Here is a 15,119-nt window from a genome sequence, read left to right as displayed (position 1 = left end):
TAACCCCATGATCGAAAACGGCTCCGTTACCCAGCATGATGTCGCCCGAGGGGCGGGGGCTGCGCTTGTGGCGCGGCTCGGGGCCGTGTTCGAACTGATTTCCCAGCCGCTTTATGTGTGGATGTTCGGGCTGGCGGGCTTTGGCGTCTATGCCGTGATGTGGGCGGCGATCAATCTGGTCGAAAATGTCGCCGATCTTGGCGCGACCTCTGCCCTGCAACGGGTGGTCCCGCAGGAAAATAGTCGGGCAGGCCAGTGCAAGGCATTGCTGGCGGCAATGGTGATCGGGGTGTTGCCCAATCTCTTGCTGGCCGTCATCGGTTTTGTCGGCGCGCCATGGCTGGCATCCTATATGAACGTCGCGGCAAATGACCGGGATATGCTGGTCGGTGGGATTCGGCTGTTTGTCTGGGCCTTGCCTTTATGGGCATTTATCGAGGTGGCAACCTCGGCCTTGCGGGCGCAGCAGGTGTTCGGGGCGGAAGTGCGCCTGCGAATATTCTGGGAGCAGATCATCCGCTTTGCCTTTGCCTTTGGCTTTTGGTCGATCGGCTTTGGGGTGGAGGGGCTGCTTTATGGCCATCTCGCGTCATTATTGGCAACGGCGTTGCTGTCGATTCGCTTGCTGTTACGCTATTATGATTTTCGCGCCGATGATGAAGCCGGTGATGAAACGGGCCATTGGGGGCGGCGGTTCCGTTTGGTCCTGTTTGCGGGGCTAGGGACGTTGCCTGCCAATATCACGGCCCGTATCTATGGCGATGCGCCGCCGGTTATCGCCAATTTACTGGTGCCGGGGGCTGGCGGGGCAGCAGCAGCAGCCATTTACACCATCGCTCGCAAGGTCAGCTCGGTCGTGCAGCTGATCCGCATCGCCTTGTCCTATGTCGTCACGCCCTTGGTATCCAAGGCCGCCGGGCAGCGCGATCATGCGGCGATAGAGTCCATATATGGTTTTTCCACGCGCTTGTCGGTCGTTATTGCCTTGCCGCTGACGGCGTCGATGATGGTGGGCGGGCCGGCCATTCTTGACATGTTCGGGCCGGGGGCGCTGGCGGGCTGGTCGTTGCTGGCCATCCTTACCTTTGCCCGCGCGGTCGAGGCGTTTGCCGGTCAGGCCTCGGCAGTCCAACAGGTGATCAGCTCTTATCATCACCCATTATTTGCGAGCCTTGGCGGGATGGTTTTTGCCGTATTGGTGGGGGTGGTCGTGCTGCCTTTTTCGGCAATGAATGCCATTGCCGCGGGGGTTGCCGTCGGCATGATCGCGGCGGCGCTCATTTCAATGTATCAGGTCAATCTGCATGAAGGACTGCACCCCTTTGGCGCGCCCTTTGGCCGGGTCTTGCGTAAAACATTGGCGGTGACGGTCTTGGTTGCCCTGTTGTCCGGTCTGTCGCTGCTGGCGCCGCCCTTTGTTCGTCTGGGGCTGTTGCTGCCGATCATGTTCGGCGGCATCTGGTTGGGGCTGCGCGTCGCCTTGCCTAAAGAGGACAAGATGGCCTTTGGTCGTTTGAGTCGGCGTTTACGCCTCTGACGCTCTATTATGCGTCGGATGGAGGCCTGCCTGCGAGGATGGTCGTTACCAGCACATGATCGTCCGGTTTGTCGACATCGATTGCGGCTTCGGCAAAGGGCAGGATCGCAGGCTTGGCCCGCACCCCGATCCGTCGTCCGGCAATGGCCAGCGCCTGTGGCAGCGAAAGAATGCGCAAGGCCGCGCCCAATAAAAGCGGCAGGCCGAACGCCCCGATCACCGCGCGCCCCTTTTTGCGATGCTGTTCAATCGTGCGCCAGATTTCCAGCACGGGCAGGGCCTTGTTTGATGCGAACCAGAACAAATTCGCGCCGCTATACGCGCCGCCTCTGAATTTTAGCCAAGTGCGCCGATTATGCGGATAGGCGCGCAACAGGGTGCGCGCTTCCACCATCGCCGCGACCACATCGGCATCATCTTGATGGCAAATGTCGAGGAAATGCTCGGCAATGGCGTGGGTCAGTAAGACATTGTCGACCGTCGTCACCATCAAGGGAAAGTCCGCGTCAGGCGATGCCATCAGATCGATCAAAGTCCCGCTGATCGACGGGCCGCAGGTGCGGAAAATGACATGGGGATGGGCGTCTTGCCATGGCTTGCCCATATGCTCCGCGAGCAATTCCGCCTGTTGTGCCAGCACGAAGATGCGTCGCGCCCCGGATAGATGGGGCAAGAGGTCGAGCATCCGCGTCAGCATATTGCGACCATTGACCTCGACCAGCGCCTTTAGCTCTTGTCCGAACGCGGCGGCGAGTGGATCTTTGCCGGGGCGTTGTCCCGCGAGCAGGGCAATATCAAAACCAGTTGCATTCATTGAAATCTTATAAGCCCGTATCTGGGGCAGACAATCATAGTTCCGCCATTTTTTTCACGCAGAGCCTGCCGCCATGATTGAAAAAGCTATTATTCTCAGTGCAGGGCAAGGGTCGCGCCTGTTGCCGCTAACCGCCGAAATGCCGAAATGCTTGATCGCGTTGGAGGGTAAATCCCTGCTCGCATGGCAGATTGAGGCGCTTGCAGCGGGCGGCATCCGCGAGATTGACGTCGTGACCGGATTCATGACGGATAAGGTCGAGGCTGAACTGGCCAAGCTAGCCCGTCCGGGGCTGATCCTGAAAACGGTGTTTAATCCCTTTTTCAAGGTCGCGGATAATCTCGGCTCGTGCTGGATCGCGCGCGCAGGCATGGACCGCGATTTCGTAATCCTGAACGGCGATACGTTGATCTCGCGTGAGATTGTGCAGCGCGTGTTGTCGACAGAGGCATGGCCGATCACCGTTACCGTCGATATCAAACCCGCCTATGACAGCGACGATATGAAAGTATCGCGCGATGGCGATCAGTTGAATGCGATCGGCAAGACGCTGACGGCGGATCAAAGCAATGCGGAATCTATTGGTTTCCTCGCGTTTCGGGGTGAGGGCGTGGCCCTGTTCCGCGACACGGTGGAAAGCTTCATGCGCACCCCTGCCGGGGTCGAAAATTGGTATCTGAAGATCATCGATGCGATTGCGCCCACGGGCAAGGTCGGCACGGTGTCGATCAAGGGGCTGGATTGGGCCGAGGTCGATTTCCTGAGCGATATCGAGGTCGCGACCAAGCTGGCGCAAAAATGGATCAGCCAGCTTGGTGGTGCATGAAGTCGAGGATTTGATCGGCGGCGATTTCCGGGGCGTTATCGGGTGCGCCGTTGAATGCATCGAGGATCGCCTGCCGCTGAATGTCCTCGAAATCTGAAAATGTTGCAAAGCTGCGATCAATAGCGGCAATGATGTCGTCAACGCCTTCGATCACGGCGCCAAATCGCCACATCGCATAATCGGGGTCGTTCTCCCAATCTTGATGATGCGCGTTGATGAAAATGCACGGGCGCGGGTGTGCGGCGAACTCATAGACCTGGCTGCTGACATCGCCGATATAGAGGTCGGCGGCGTTGGTATAGGTCATGTCGCTGCAACGTTCGGAGCCAAGGTCGATGATCACCCGGTCTTTTTCGGCCAGTTGCTCGAGCGCGCTACGGCTTGCCGAATGGAGCGGCTCGTTTTCGAACATGCGGACATGCGGCGCCACGATCAGATTATATCGGCCGTCCTGTTTAACCGCCTTGATCAGCGCGCTGGCACATGCATCCCAAGACGATAGCGCCGGGGCGAAATGGGCATTGTACAATATGGTCTTGCGGTCATTGTCGAACAGCCTTGGCGGCGACAGTGTTGCGCGCTTTTGCACCGCCGCCAGCTTGATATAGCCGGAGACAAGGCAATTGTCCGGTCGGACGACGCCCGCATCGATCATCCGTCGCTTGTCTTTCGGGCCGGCGACGATGACAAGATCGAAGCACTTGATGCGTTTTTCAAATCCCTTCGCGCGATCGCCTGCGCCATGGGGAATGTGGATAAGCGCGGGGCATGCGCCCGGTAATGACTTCAAAACGGTCGTGGTGCGTTCGGAAGTCAAAATCGCATCGCATCGCCGCATCGCCCTCGCCCATTGCAGCAAGGCGGGGAGCTTGGGGTGCGAAATTCCCATCAGTCGCGCGGTCAATGCCCGCATCCATCGGCTGATCTCCATGATCACGAAGGTGCAGGGCGCAGCGTCGAAACTGGCGAGCATGGCCTCGGCATGCGTCTGTTCTTCCTGACTGAGCACGAAGATCGTCACGCCGACCCCCGGCTTGCGCGACAAGGCTGCGACCACTGGCACGATATGCAAATATTGGTGACGCCCCCCGATGAGGCTGACGCCAATATTGAGGGGGCGGCGCATGACGGATCAGACCGTCGGTGCTGGCATGGCGGGAAAACCGGACTGCAAATGCGTTACCAATGCCGATGTTTCGGCTTCTGAAAGGCTATGCGCCTCACCCAGAGCAGGGGGCTTTGGCCAGCCGGCATCTTCGATAGTCAGCCCTGCACCGCTGCGACTGCCCACATAGCGCGGGATGACATGGAAATGGACATAAGGGTCGACCATCATCAGCATCAGATAATTGATCCGATCATAGCCGATCACGGTTTTAAGCGCGGCTTCAATCTCATGGGTGATCGTCGCCAGTTCGGCATAAGCGCCGGGCAACAGATCGCCAAAGGCCATGGCTTCGCCCTTGGCCGCGAGAACGAGCGAGCCCAATGTCGGTTGCGCCGGGCGGACCAGCAATATCCAATAGGCATATTCGCGGACCAAGGTCTGCGGATAGCCGAATTTGCGGATAGTGTCGTTCACGCCCTCATTCATGCCGGGGCTCGCAACCATGATATAATCGGCTTGCCCTGCGCTTTGACAATCGCCGCCTGCAACATCTGGAGCAGGTGAATGCCGAGCGAAATGACCGTCCAATAGGCGACCCAGATCAGGCCCAGATCGGGCCGACCGATCAGCAGTCCCGCAAACAGCAGGACCATATTCGGGTTGCGCCGCGCGGTGATCAGGCGGAATTGGGAATCAATCGGCCGCCAGACATGGATATGAATGCCGAACGCCCAGATGAAGATGCCCTCGATCACGCGTTGGGCGACATAGCCGCCAAAGATCGCGATGAGGATGAAAATGAACATGTGGTAGCCGAGCGGATAGCCCACTGTCGCACAGCCGAATGCCCATGCCAGCCACCAGAATGGCGGGTGGACCAGGTCGATGCCATGATCGAACACATTGCCCCAATAAGACGAGGTGATGGTGCAGCGCGCGAGCTTGCCGTCCACCGTGTCCAGCACCATGAAAATGAAGCCGAGCAACATGCCGGTCCAGAAATAGCCGGCATAGAATAAATAGGTCGCGGCCACGCACAGGATCGCGCCAATGGCCGTCACCATATTCGGGGTCATGCCGAGCTTGGCCGCGATACGGGTCAGTACCAGTGCGAATTCAGGCCATAGATATTTGGTGAGAATATCCGTCACGCCCTTATAGGCGCCGAAATAGCTCTTGCGCTCGATCTCCTTGACGGTGGTCGGGGTGAGGATCGAGAGGAACGGGGTATCGAGCTTGCGTAGCTCGTGATTATAGATTTGCGGCTGGCTGTTGAACTCGATCACCGCATGATCCGCCGGGATCTCACCGCGCGCCAGCGCTGCCGCGTCATCCGCATGGCGCAGATGGGCGAGCACCGGCACGCCGCTGATGGTGACGACGATGCCGGGATTGGCCGTTACATGCCGCAGCCATTGCGGGTCGAAGGCATAGCCCGTGTCCGCCCAAATGGCCGCATCGGGCGCGAGCGCGCTCTCCACCTGTTGCTTGTCGAACAGGCGGGTGATCCTAATGGCGCTGGTCATGCCCCAGATGGGCGTATCATTATCACCGGTTAGGATCAGGCGTGGGCTGTTGGTCATGCGAATGTCTTTACGCTCCAGCCGTTATTGACGGCAATATGATGCAATTTGCGTGAGGGATTAACCGCCACCGGCCCCGTTGACCAGCGCAGCGTCGGCAAATCGGATGAACTGTCGGTATAGAAACGCGCTTCCATGCCCGTCTTGGTAGCACCTTGATCGTCAAGCCATTGCTGGATCATGTCAAGCTTGTCCTGCCCATAGCAATTGGGCGATGCGATCCGCCAAAGATAGTCGCCAACGGGCGCCTGTGCCTGCACCGTGGCGATGACATGCTCCATGCCGAGCAGACGTCCCAAAGGCGCCGCGTAATAATCGGGGGAGGCGGTGGCGAGTACCAGCCGATAGCCATCGCGACGATCCCGTTCGATCAGGTCGAGCACTCCGGCATGCACATTGCGGCGCATCACATGGTCGGCATAGGCATTACTGAGTGTCGCCAGTTCATCTGCTGTGATGCGTGATCCGACCAACAGCAGGAAGCCGCGTTCCTTCAGGGCCTTGCGATCATATATTTTCGCGACATAGCCCAGCATCAGCACGATCCAAATGGGCAGCAGCAGCAAGCGCCAGATCGCCCGTCGCCGTGCGGCGAAGATCAGAAATGGCGTATAGGTGCCGATCCGGGTGATGGTCCGGTCAAGATCGTAAATGGCGAGCTTCATCGTCATTGTCTAAACGGTCCGCACGAGGTGAAGTCAAGGCTGAGGGGCAAAATCAACCGGCATTATCAAATTTATGGCGCCCGCCCGATCCACCCTCTTGGCCTTTTCGGATCGCCTGCCTATAGCGGCGATACATGCTGTGCGGGCGTGGCGAAACTGGTAGACGCACCGGACTTAAAATCCGTTGGACCGTAAGGTCTGTGAGGGTTCGATTCCCTCCGCCCGCACCATGTACCATTCCCTATCGAGATGATGGCGAAACCAGCTTCACTTGCGGTTGAAGGTGATTTTCAGTGTGTGCGCCGTGGTGGTTTATAATGTAAATACATTTACATGCGTAAAAGTTCTTTATATGTTCCAATTTTGTTTTTGGGGCGTATCATGACTAGTGGCGTAAGTAGAGAGCAAAAATCTGCCGATCGTCTCGCTTTTGAACATTATCTGATTCCAGAAGATATTGTTGGCCAATCGGAGGATCGCGCGCGGATTGCCGGGGCCATTTATCGCCGGGCGACAGGGGTAAGATAACCATAATGGTACATCATTGATTGGGGAGATGTGATGACAAGCATCGGACGTGCGCTCTTTTTTCGGCTGGCGATATTGGTGGTCGTGCTTGCTGGTGGTGAGACCATTGCGGCGGCACGGCAGGCGAGGGCGTTTTCTCCGGCTGATTATTTGTACCTGCCGCCCCTGTCGGCAGCAGAGCGGATTGAGTCAAAAGAATTATTTCCGATCTTGAGATATCGATCCTTCCCTGCATCCTTGCGCGCCCTGATGCAACGATCAGATATCGAGCTGAATCGATGTATATTCTGGCCAAGTCTGGAGAGTGCGATGGGCAGGCGGGCGTGTAATATGTGGCGTCGGGCGAGGGTGAAATTGGAATCGCATGGGTGGTGCTGGGGCGGATCGCGGATACTCGCCGAACAGCATTGGCTCCCTTGCGCGCAAGACCCCTTTTATTTCGAAGGTGCCTTGATGGGTGAGGGCGATATGTTTTCGGCTGCCGATATACAGGAGGCAAGGACGCGGCGTTGATGGCGCATCAATGACGGAGGAGTGGATGATGGCAAGCATTGGGTGTGCGAAAATGTTTCAATTCGCCGTGTTGGCGGTCTTTCTTGCCGGCGGTTGGATAATGACGCATCCTCCGCATGAGGGGCAGTTCAGCCAGGCCGATTATTTGTATTTGCCACCTCTGCCGGCAGAAGAACGGTTCGATATTGAGAACGCCATACCCATCAGTAAATTTGCCACCTATCCCGCCGCGGTGCGCGTGTTGATGCAGCGTGCCGAATTTGAGCAGGGTCGATGCAGGATTGGGCCGGGTCATGATGGTCCGATGGGCGGGGTGGCGATGTGGGGGTGCAATATATGGCGGCGTGCGCTGGCGATATTATCGGCGCATGGCTGGTGTTGGGGCGGGTCGGATATTGTCGCCGAACAACATTGGTTGCCTTGTAAAGAGGTGCCTTATGCTGCCGCAGGCGCTTGGGTGGAATATGAAGATTATTTTTCAGCAGCCGACATTCGGGAGGCGCAAAAATGGCATTGATTAAGTTTGCCCATGACCTTCTTATTGGCTGGCGGCGATCAATGCGCGGCTGATGTCGGTGTGTGGTGCGCGGATCAGCATTTCCGTGTCGCCCTGTTCGATGATCCGGCCCTGATCCATCACGATCACCCGATGGCAGAGTTGCCGCGCTACCGCGAGATCATGGGTGATCATCAGCATCGCCAGCCGCCTTTCGCGCTGCAATCGGCGCAACAGATCGAGAATGCGGCCCGCGACCAGCACGTCCAGCGCGGAGGTCGCCTCATCAAGAATCAGCATCGCGGGATCGGTGATGAGCGCGCGGGCAATCGCCACGCGCTGCGCCTGTCCGCCAGACAGTTCATGCGGGCGTCGGTCGGCGAGATTTGCGTCCAGCCCGCACTCCGCCATGATGCTGAGGACAAATTGGCGGCTGGCCCCCCGTCCAAGGTGATGGGCAGGCTCTGCGATGATATCGGCCACGCGCCAGCGCGGATCAAGGCTCGCGACCGGGTCTTGAAATACCGGCTGGAACCCCGCGCGATCATGTGCCTGCATCTTGGCGCGGGGTGGGAGGGGCAGGCCGCGCCATGTTACCTCCCCCGCATCGCACGGCCCAAGTCGGGCAATGGCGCGGGCCAAGGTCGATTTGCCCGATCCCGATCCGCCGACAATCGCGACGGCCTCGCCCTCATGCACCATCAGGCTGGCATCAGCGACGGCCTGCAAATGCGGGCGTCGCCAGCCCGGCATGGGGAAGCTGACGGCGATGTCCTGCGCTGCCAACAGGGCGGCGCCGATTACCGGGCGCACCGGTATGGGATCGGTCAGGCGCGGTGTCGCGGCCAGTAATTCCCGGCCATAGTCGCTGGTCGGTTGCGATAATATCTGATCGGACGGGCCGGTTTCGATCATGTCGCCTTGGCGCATGATGATGATCCGGTCCGCGATGCTGGCGACGCTCGCCAGATCATGGCTGATCAGCAGCATCGCCATGCCCCGGTCGCGGCACAGGCGGTTGAGCAAGTCCATCACCTCACGCCGCAAGGTGGCATCAAGCGCGGTTGTCGGCTCATCCGCGATCAACAGTGCCGGGCGATGGGCAAGGGCCATGGCGATCATCACGCGTTGGCGCTGGCCGCCCGATAGCCGGTGCGGAAATTGCCGCAGCCGTTCGGCTGGCCGGTCGATCCCGACATCCACGAGGGCCGCGATGAGCGTGTCCTGATCGGGCAGGGCCGCACCTGCTTGGCAGAAGGCCTCCGTCAGATGGGCGGCGATGTTGAGGTGCGGCGACAGGCTGGTGAGCGGTTGCTGGAACACGAAGCCTGCATGTCGCGCGCGCAATGCGGACAGGCTGGCGGCATCCGCGCCGATCACCGGTTCGCCGCACAGATAGGCCTCGCCCCCGGCCACGCCCGGCGACAGGCCGAACGGGGCCATCCAGCTTTGCGATTTGCCCGATCCGGATTCGCCGACCAAGGCCACACATTCGCTCGGCGCAATCGCGAGGTTGAGGTTTTGGACGACCTTGCGGCCCTCAATCGCGACCGTGACGTTGCGATAATCGAGGACCGCCGTCATGCCGCCCACCGGTCGCGCAGCCGTTCACCCAGCAGGGTCAGGCTGATCACCAAGGTCACCAGCACCCCACCCGGCACCAGCAAGGCCATCGGGAACACATCCATATCGTCTGCGCCTTCCTTCACCAAAATGCCGAGCGAGGTCATCGGTTCCTGCACACCAAGGCCGAGGAAGGAGAGGAAGCTTTCCACCATCACCACCTGCGGCACCGTCAGCAGCAAATATGCGAGGATCACCGCCGCCATATTGGGCAGGGCATGGCGGAAAATGATGAAGCGCGGGCTGGCACCTGCGGCCTCTGCCGCAAGGATGAACGGGCGCTGGCGCAAGGCGAGCATCTGCCCGCGCACGACCCGCGCCATCGTCAGCCATTCGACCGCGCCAATGCCGATGAACACCAGCAGGATCGACCGGCCAAATACGACCATCAACAGGATCACCACGAACATGAACGGCAGGGCATAGAGCGCATCGACGATCCGCATCATCACATTGTCGATCCGCCCGCCGCACCAGCCCGCGAGCGCGCCCCATAAGGTGCCGATGAGGAGCGAGACCGATGCTGCGGCAATGGCGACCATCGTTGTGATCCGCGTGCCGATCAATGTGCGGGACAACAGATCTCGCCCGACACTGTCGGTGCCGAGCAGATGGCCGGGGGTGAGGGCCGGGCTGCTGACATGATCCCAATCGATGATCCGATAATCCCATGGCAGGAACGGCGGCAACAGCCAAGCGGCGGCCAGAATCAGCAGCACCAACATGGCGGGCAGGGCATTTAACACCCGGCTCATCCGCGCACCCGTGGATCGAGCCAGCCGTACAGCACATCGGCGATGAGGTTGAACAACACGATCAGCGCGGCGTAGAGCGTCACCACCCCCATCACCAAGGGATAATCACGATTGAGCGCGCCCTGCACGAAATAGCGCCCAAGGCCGGGCAGCGCGAATATCGTTTCGATTACCACCGCACCGGTCAATAGCCCTGCCGCCGCTGGCCCGGCGTAGCTGATCACCGGCAATAAGGCGGGGCGGAGCGCATGGCGGGCGATCAATCGCCAGCCCGATATGCCGCGCCCCTGTGCGGCGCGGATATGGTCCTGCGTCATGATCTGGGCCAGCCCGGCGCGGGTGAGCTTTGCCACCGCGCCCATGGTCGGGAGGGTGAGCGCAAGGACCGGCAACACAAGGTACACGGGCGCGCCATCGCCCCAGCCCGCGACCGGCAACCAACCGAGCCACAGGGCAAAGACCAGCGCCAATATCGGCCCGGTGACAAAGGTCGGTAGCGCGGTCAGCAAGGTCATGCAGAGCATCAGGCTGCGGTCGAGCGGGCCATTGGGGCGCAATGTCGCGGCCAGCCCAATGGCGATGCCGCCCGCCATCGCGAGCAGCAGCGCCAACGCGCCGATGAGGAGCGAGACCGGCAGGCCGGTCCAGATCAGATCGGTGACGGTAAAATCCCGATAGACAAGGCTTGGCCCGAAATCGCCATGGGCAAGCCCGGTGATATAGCGCCCGAACTGGACGATGATCGGTTGATTCAGCCCATAAGCGGCATCGAGCGCGAGGCGCGTTTCGGGATCGAGCGGGCGTTCGCCGTCAAACGGGCTGCCCGGCGCGAACCGCATCAGGAAGAAGGACAGAAAGACGACGGCCAATAACGTCGGGATCGACGCCATCAGCCGTCTGAGGATCAGCCCGAACATGTCAGCCGAAACTGCGGGCCGACCCGGTGCGGACGCTTATTGCGGGGTCGCGCCGGTGGTCGGTGCGGTGCTTTCCGGTGCGTTCAAAATGTCCTGCACGCCCGCGCCCTTGTCGACGACATTGGTGTTGGGGTCGGTCACGTTCGAACGGCTGGTGCCGGTGCGCACGCCGCCCGCTGCCGAGATCAGGCCGCTTTCCGCCGCAGAGCGCACGGCAGCGCCGCCGAACATCGCCTGCAACGCCTGGGTGCTGCTATCCGCTTCTTGCGGGCGCGGCGCGCCGGGACGCGGCGGGGTGAGGGCGAAATCGGGCGGGATCACCAATGGCGCATGACGCGCGGTGGCGAATTCATCCGGGCGTTCGCGGTTGATCACGCCGCCGGTCTTGCCACCGCAAGCGGAGAGCGCAAGCAAGGTCGAGGCCGCAGCCACGGTCAGGATCGTCTTACGCATGTTCCGTATCTCCGTTGTTCATCTTGTTCGTGGTGAAGAAAGCCCGCACCAATAATATCAATACGCCTATCGTAATCGCGGCGTCGGCAACATTGAAGACCAAAAACGGTCTGAACGCACCAAAATGCAAGTCGATGAAATCAACCACATAGCCGAACCGCGTGCGATCGGTAATGTTGCCGATTGCGCCGCCCAATACCAGCGCCAATGCATAGACATCTGCCCGCATCCGTTCGCGCAATATCCAATAAGAGACGCCGAGCGCGATGAGCGCCGTCACGCCCACCAATATCCAGCGCTGTGCCGCGCTATCCGCCGTAAACATGCCGAGTGAAATGCCGTGATTTTCGACCCAGCTCAGATTGAGAATCGGGCTGAGCGTGATCACTTGCCGCGATTCGAGCGCCAGCGGGCGGATGATCGCGAATTTCGTCGCCTGATCGACCGCAAAGACCAGCAAGGCGATGAAAAAGCCCAAAAAGCGATGATGGATTTTGGCCGTCATCAGATCAGCCGTTCACCACATCGTCGCAACGATCGCATAATGCGCCGTCTTCCGCCACATCCGGCAGCAAGCGCCAGCAGCGACCGCATTTGTGATGTTCGGTCTTGGTGATCTGAATTTCGTTCACACCAGCGACTGGTTTCGCAGATGCCGTGATGAACAGTTCAGCCAGATTAATGTCGCGATAGCCACCAACAATTGCATCAATGTCCGGGATCGCGACTTCCGCTTCAAGGCTGGAGCGGATGATCTTTTCGCGGCGCAGCGGTTCAATCGCTTCGGTTACTTGGGTCCGCAACGCGCGCAACTCGCTCCATTTAACCGCGAACGTGCTGTCGCCATGCCATGCGCGTTCCATTTCCGGCCAGACAAGGAAATGGACCGATCCATCTTCCGACGGATAACGCGCCTGCCACACTTCTTCTGCCGTAAAGCAGAGGATCGGGGCGGCATAGCGCACCAAGGCGTGGAACAGCAGATCGAGCACATGGCGATAGGCCCGGCGCTTCGGATCATTCGATGCATCGCAATAGAGGCGGTCCTTGCGGATATCGAAGAAGAAGGCCGAAAGGTCGTTGTTGCAGAAATCGCTCAGCGCCCGGGCGTAACGGTTGAATTCATAGTTCAGCGCCGCGTCCTTCAACTCGTGATCGAGTTCGGTCAGCAGGTGGAGAACATAACGCTCCAGTTCCGGCAGGGCGTCAAATGCAACGGCTTCTTCTTCAGAATATCCATCAAGAGCACCAAGCAAGTAGCGGAAGGTATTGCGAATCTTCCGATAGGCATCCGAGGTGCCGGCGAGTACCTCTTTGCCGATGCGGACATCGTCGAAATAATCGGTGGAGGCGACCCACAAGCGCAGAATGTCCGCGCCGGATTCGTTCAGGATCTTCAACGGATCGACGACATTGCCCAAGGACTTGGACATTTTGCGACCCTGACCGTCCAGTGCAAAACCATGGGTCAGCACCTCCCTGTAAGGTGCGCGGCCACGGGTGCCGCAGCTTTCGAGCAAGGAGGATTGGAACCAGCCGCGATGCTGATCCGAGCCTTCGAGATAGAGATCGGCAATCGTGCCGACGCCATAACGCGCCTCGACCACAAAGCTATGGGTGGAGCCGGAATCGAACCATACATCGAGGATGTCGTTGACGACTTCATAATCGGCGAGATCGTAATCCGCGCCCAAGAGCGCCTGATGATCGGCGGCGAACCATGCGTCTGCGCCGCCCAGTTTGAAGGCGTCGATGATCCGGTGATTGACGGCAGAATCATTGAGATACTGGCCGCTCTTGCGATGGACATAGAGCGCAATCGGCACACCCCATGCGCGTTGGCGGCTGATCACCCAGTCCGGGCGGCCTTCGACCATCGCAGTGATGCGGTTTTCGGCGCGTTCCGGCACCCAGCGCGTATCGCGGACCGCGCCAAGCGCGGTTTCGCGCAAGGTCGCGTCGTTATGGTTCTTGTCCATCGGGATGAACCATTGCGGGGTGCAGCGATAGATGACCTTGGCCTTGGAGCGCCAGCTATGTGGATAGCTATGCTTGAACGCCTCGGCGGACAGCAACGCGCCCGCATCACGCAGGTCGGTGCAGATCGGGCCTTCCGGCGCGTTCAGCTTGGGGTTGATGACGGACAGGCTCTCGCCGCCCATCCATGCCCAATCGGCGCGATAGCGGCCATCCGGTTCCACCGCGAATACCGGGTCGATGCCATTGGCCTTGCAGGTGAGGAAATCGTCCTCGCCATGATCTGGAGCTAGATGGACAAGGCCGGTACCCGCATCGGTCGTGACGAAATCACCGGCGAGGAACGGACGGGGCTTGGCGAAAAAGCCGCCCTTTGCATGCATCGGGTGACGGGCGGTCGCGCCAGCAAGGTTTGCGCCGCTGAACGTCTTGATCGTCTTGGCATTCGCAAATTGCGCGATCAGCGCCGCGCGTTCGACCGACAGCAGCCAGCGTGCGCCGTCTTCACTTTCAAACAGGCCATATTGAATCTCCGGCCCAAAGGCGAGTGCCTGATTGGTCGGGATGGTCCATGGCGTCGTCGTCCAGATGACGGCCTTGGCGCCGACCAGCTCCGGCGCATTTGGCGCGTCAGAAATTTCAAACGCCACCTCGATCTGGGTCGAGGTGATGTCTTCATATTCGACCTCGGCTTCGGCGAGCGCGGTCTTTTCGACCGGGGACCACATCACCGGCTTGGACCCGCGATAGAGCTGGCCGCTTTCGGCGAATTTCAAGAGTTCTCCGACGATTGAGGCTTCCGCCTCATATTTCATCGTAAGATAGGGGTCTTCCCAATCGCCCATGATGCCAAGGCGTTTGAACTGTTCTTTCTGCACGCCGACCCATTTGGCGGCATAGGCGCGGCATTCGGCGCGGAACTCATTGGCCGGGACTTCGTCCTTGTTGAGCTTCTTGTCCTTATAGGCCTTTTCGATCATCCATTCGATCGGCAGGCCGTGGCAATCCCAACCCGGGACATAGGGCGCGTCTTTGCCCATCAACGATTGCGAACGGGTGATGATGTCTTTGAGCACCTTGTTCATCGCATGGCCCATGTGAATGTCGCCATTCGCATAAGGGGGGCCATCATGCAGGATGAACTTCGGCGCATCCGCGCGTTGTTCGCGCAGGCGCTGGTACAGGCCGAGCTTTTCCCAATGGGCGAGAATGGCCGGTTCCTTCTGGGCCAATCCGGCCTTCATCGGGAAATCGGTCTTCGGCAGGAAGACGGTGCCTTTATAGTCTTCGGTTTTTTGGCTTGGCGTGTCGGTCATGGTCACAG

At 59.6% G+C, this 15,119-nt stretch carries 16 protein-coding genes and 1 tRNA gene; 6 read left to right on the top strand and 11 right to left on the bottom strand.

Going from position 1 to position 15,119, the window contains the following annotated elements; translation table 11 throughout:
- Positions 1 to 7: 7 nt before the first annotated feature.
- The gene (locus tag K6117_RS03585; RefSeq protein WP_221792343.1) at positions 8 to 1,537 is read left to right on the top strand and encodes a lipopolysaccharide biosynthesis protein; all 1,530 of its coding nucleotides are present in this window, start codon (positions 8 to 10) and stop codon (positions 1,535 to 1,537) included.
- 7 nt (positions 1,538 to 1,544) lie between these two features.
- Here K6117_RS03585 and K6117_RS03580 read toward each other — a convergent pair whose 3' ends face one another.
- The gene (locus K6117_RS03580; protein ID WP_221792342.1) at positions 1,545 to 2,351 is read right to left on the bottom strand and encodes an NTP transferase domain-containing protein; all 807 of its coding nucleotides are present in this window, start codon (positions 2,349 to 2,351) and stop codon (positions 1,545 to 1,547) included.
- Positions 2,352 to 2,424: 73 nt separating this feature from the next.
- Here K6117_RS03580 and K6117_RS03575 point away from each other — a divergent pair, with 73 nt between their 5' ends.
- Complete coding sequence (locus K6117_RS03575) at positions 2,425 to 3,177, top strand: phosphocholine cytidylyltransferase family protein (protein WP_221792341.1); 753 nt, start codon at positions 2,425 to 2,427, stop codon at positions 3,175 to 3,177.
- Here K6117_RS03575 and K6117_RS03570 read toward each other — a convergent pair.
- The 4 genes from K6117_RS03570 to K6117_RS03555 are packed head-to-tail and all read right to left on the bottom strand — an operon-like array spanning position 3,155 to position 6,539.
- Positions 3,155 to 4,303 carry a CDP-glycerol glycerophosphotransferase family protein gene (locus tag K6117_RS03570; RefSeq protein WP_221792340.1) on the bottom strand — a complete coding sequence of 383 codons (1,149 nt, stop codon included), beginning with the start codon at positions 4,301 to 4,303 and terminating at the stop codon, positions 3,155 to 3,157. The genes K6117_RS03575 and K6117_RS03570 overlap by 23 nt on opposite strands.
- A gap of 6 nt (positions 4,304 to 4,309) precedes the next feature.
- Positions 4,310 to 4,759: an HIT family protein gene (locus K6117_RS03565; protein WP_221792874.1), complete on the bottom strand. Its 450-nt coding sequence runs from the start codon at positions 4,757 to 4,759 to the stop codon at positions 4,310 to 4,312.
- A gap of 8 nt (positions 4,760 to 4,767) precedes the next feature.
- Positions 4,768 to 5,868 carry a CDP-alcohol phosphatidyltransferase family protein gene (locus tag K6117_RS03560; RefSeq protein ID WP_221792339.1) on the bottom strand — a complete coding sequence of 367 codons (1,101 nt, stop codon included), beginning with the start codon at positions 5,866 to 5,868 and terminating at the stop codon, positions 4,768 to 4,770.
- Positions 5,865 to 6,539: an HAD family hydrolase gene (locus K6117_RS03555; RefSeq protein ID WP_221792338.1), complete on the bottom strand. Its 675-nt coding sequence runs from the start codon at positions 6,537 to 6,539 to the stop codon at positions 5,865 to 5,867. The genes K6117_RS03560 and K6117_RS03555 overlap by 4 nt, the downstream gene beginning before the upstream one ends.
- A gap of 135 nt (positions 6,540 to 6,674) precedes the next feature.
- Here K6117_RS03555 and K6117_RS03550 point away from each other — a divergent pair.
- The 4 genes from K6117_RS03550 (at position 6,675) to K6117_RS03535 (ending at position 8,091) form a co-directional block, all read left to right on the top strand.
- Positions 6,675 to 6,763: transfer RNA gene (locus K6117_RS03550), tRNA-Leu, on the top strand.
- A gap of 103 nt (positions 6,764 to 6,866) precedes the next feature.
- Positions 6,867 to 7,061, top strand: coding sequence for a hypothetical protein (locus K6117_RS03545; protein ID WP_221792337.1), 195 nt, complete (start codon positions 6,867 to 6,869; stop codon positions 7,059 to 7,061).
- Between the two features lie 33 nt (positions 7,062 to 7,094).
- On the top strand, positions 7,095 to 7,574 hold the full coding sequence (locus K6117_RS03540; RefSeq protein ID WP_221792336.1) for a hypothetical protein: 480 nt from the start codon (positions 7,095 to 7,097) through the stop codon (positions 7,572 to 7,574).
- A gap of 100 nt (positions 7,575 to 7,674) precedes the next feature.
- Positions 7,675 to 8,091: a hypothetical protein gene (locus K6117_RS03535; protein WP_221792335.1), complete on the top strand. Its 417-nt coding sequence runs from the start codon at positions 7,675 to 7,677 to the stop codon at positions 8,089 to 8,091.
- Between the two features lie 21 nt (positions 8,092 to 8,112).
- Here K6117_RS03535 and K6117_RS03530 read toward each other — a convergent pair whose 3' ends face one another.
- The 6 genes from K6117_RS03530 to ileS are packed head-to-tail and all read right to left on the bottom strand — an operon-like array spanning position 8,113 to position 15,111.
- Positions 8,113 to 9,654: an ATP-binding cassette domain-containing protein gene (locus K6117_RS03530; protein WP_221792334.1), complete on the bottom strand. Its 1,542-nt coding sequence runs from the start codon at positions 9,652 to 9,654 to the stop codon at positions 8,113 to 8,115.
- On the bottom strand, positions 9,651 to 10,448 hold the full coding sequence (locus K6117_RS03525; protein ID WP_221792333.1) for an ABC transporter permease: 798 nt from the start codon (positions 10,446 to 10,448) through the stop codon (positions 9,651 to 9,653). The genes K6117_RS03530 and K6117_RS03525 overlap by 4 nt, the downstream gene beginning before the upstream one ends.
- Positions 10,445 to 11,365, bottom strand: a complete 921-nt coding sequence (locus tag K6117_RS03520; RefSeq protein WP_221792332.1) for an ABC transporter permease — start codon at positions 11,363 to 11,365, stop codon at positions 10,445 to 10,447. Before K6117_RS03520 ends, K6117_RS03525 begins: the two co-directional genes overlap by 4 nt.
- Before the next feature lie 36 nt (positions 11,366 to 11,401).
- Complete coding sequence (locus tag K6117_RS03515) at positions 11,402 to 11,818, bottom strand: DUF3035 domain-containing protein (protein ID WP_221792331.1); 417 nt, start codon at positions 11,816 to 11,818, stop codon at positions 11,402 to 11,404.
- A complete protein-coding gene (gene lspA / locus K6117_RS03510) occupies positions 11,811 to 12,323 on the bottom strand; it encodes a signal peptidase II (RefSeq protein ID WP_221792330.1) in 513 nt (170 codons plus the stop codon). Before lspA ends, K6117_RS03515 begins: the two co-directional genes overlap by 8 nt.
- A gap of 4 nt (positions 12,324 to 12,327) precedes the next feature.
- Complete coding sequence (gene ileS / locus K6117_RS03505; protein ID WP_221792329.1) at positions 12,328 to 15,111, bottom strand: isoleucine--tRNA ligase; 2,784 nt, start codon at positions 15,109 to 15,111, stop codon at positions 12,328 to 12,330.
- Positions 15,112 to 15,119: the final 8 nt, after the last annotated feature.

This window comes from Alteraquisediminimonas sediminicola, assembly GCF_019740335.1.
GTDB lineage: Bacteria > Pseudomonadota > Alphaproteobacteria > Sphingomonadales > Sphingomonadaceae > Alteraquisediminimonas > Alteraquisediminimonas sediminicola.
Note: the sequence above shows the minus strand (reverse complement) of the source record. Positions and strands in the feature narration are given on the sequence as shown.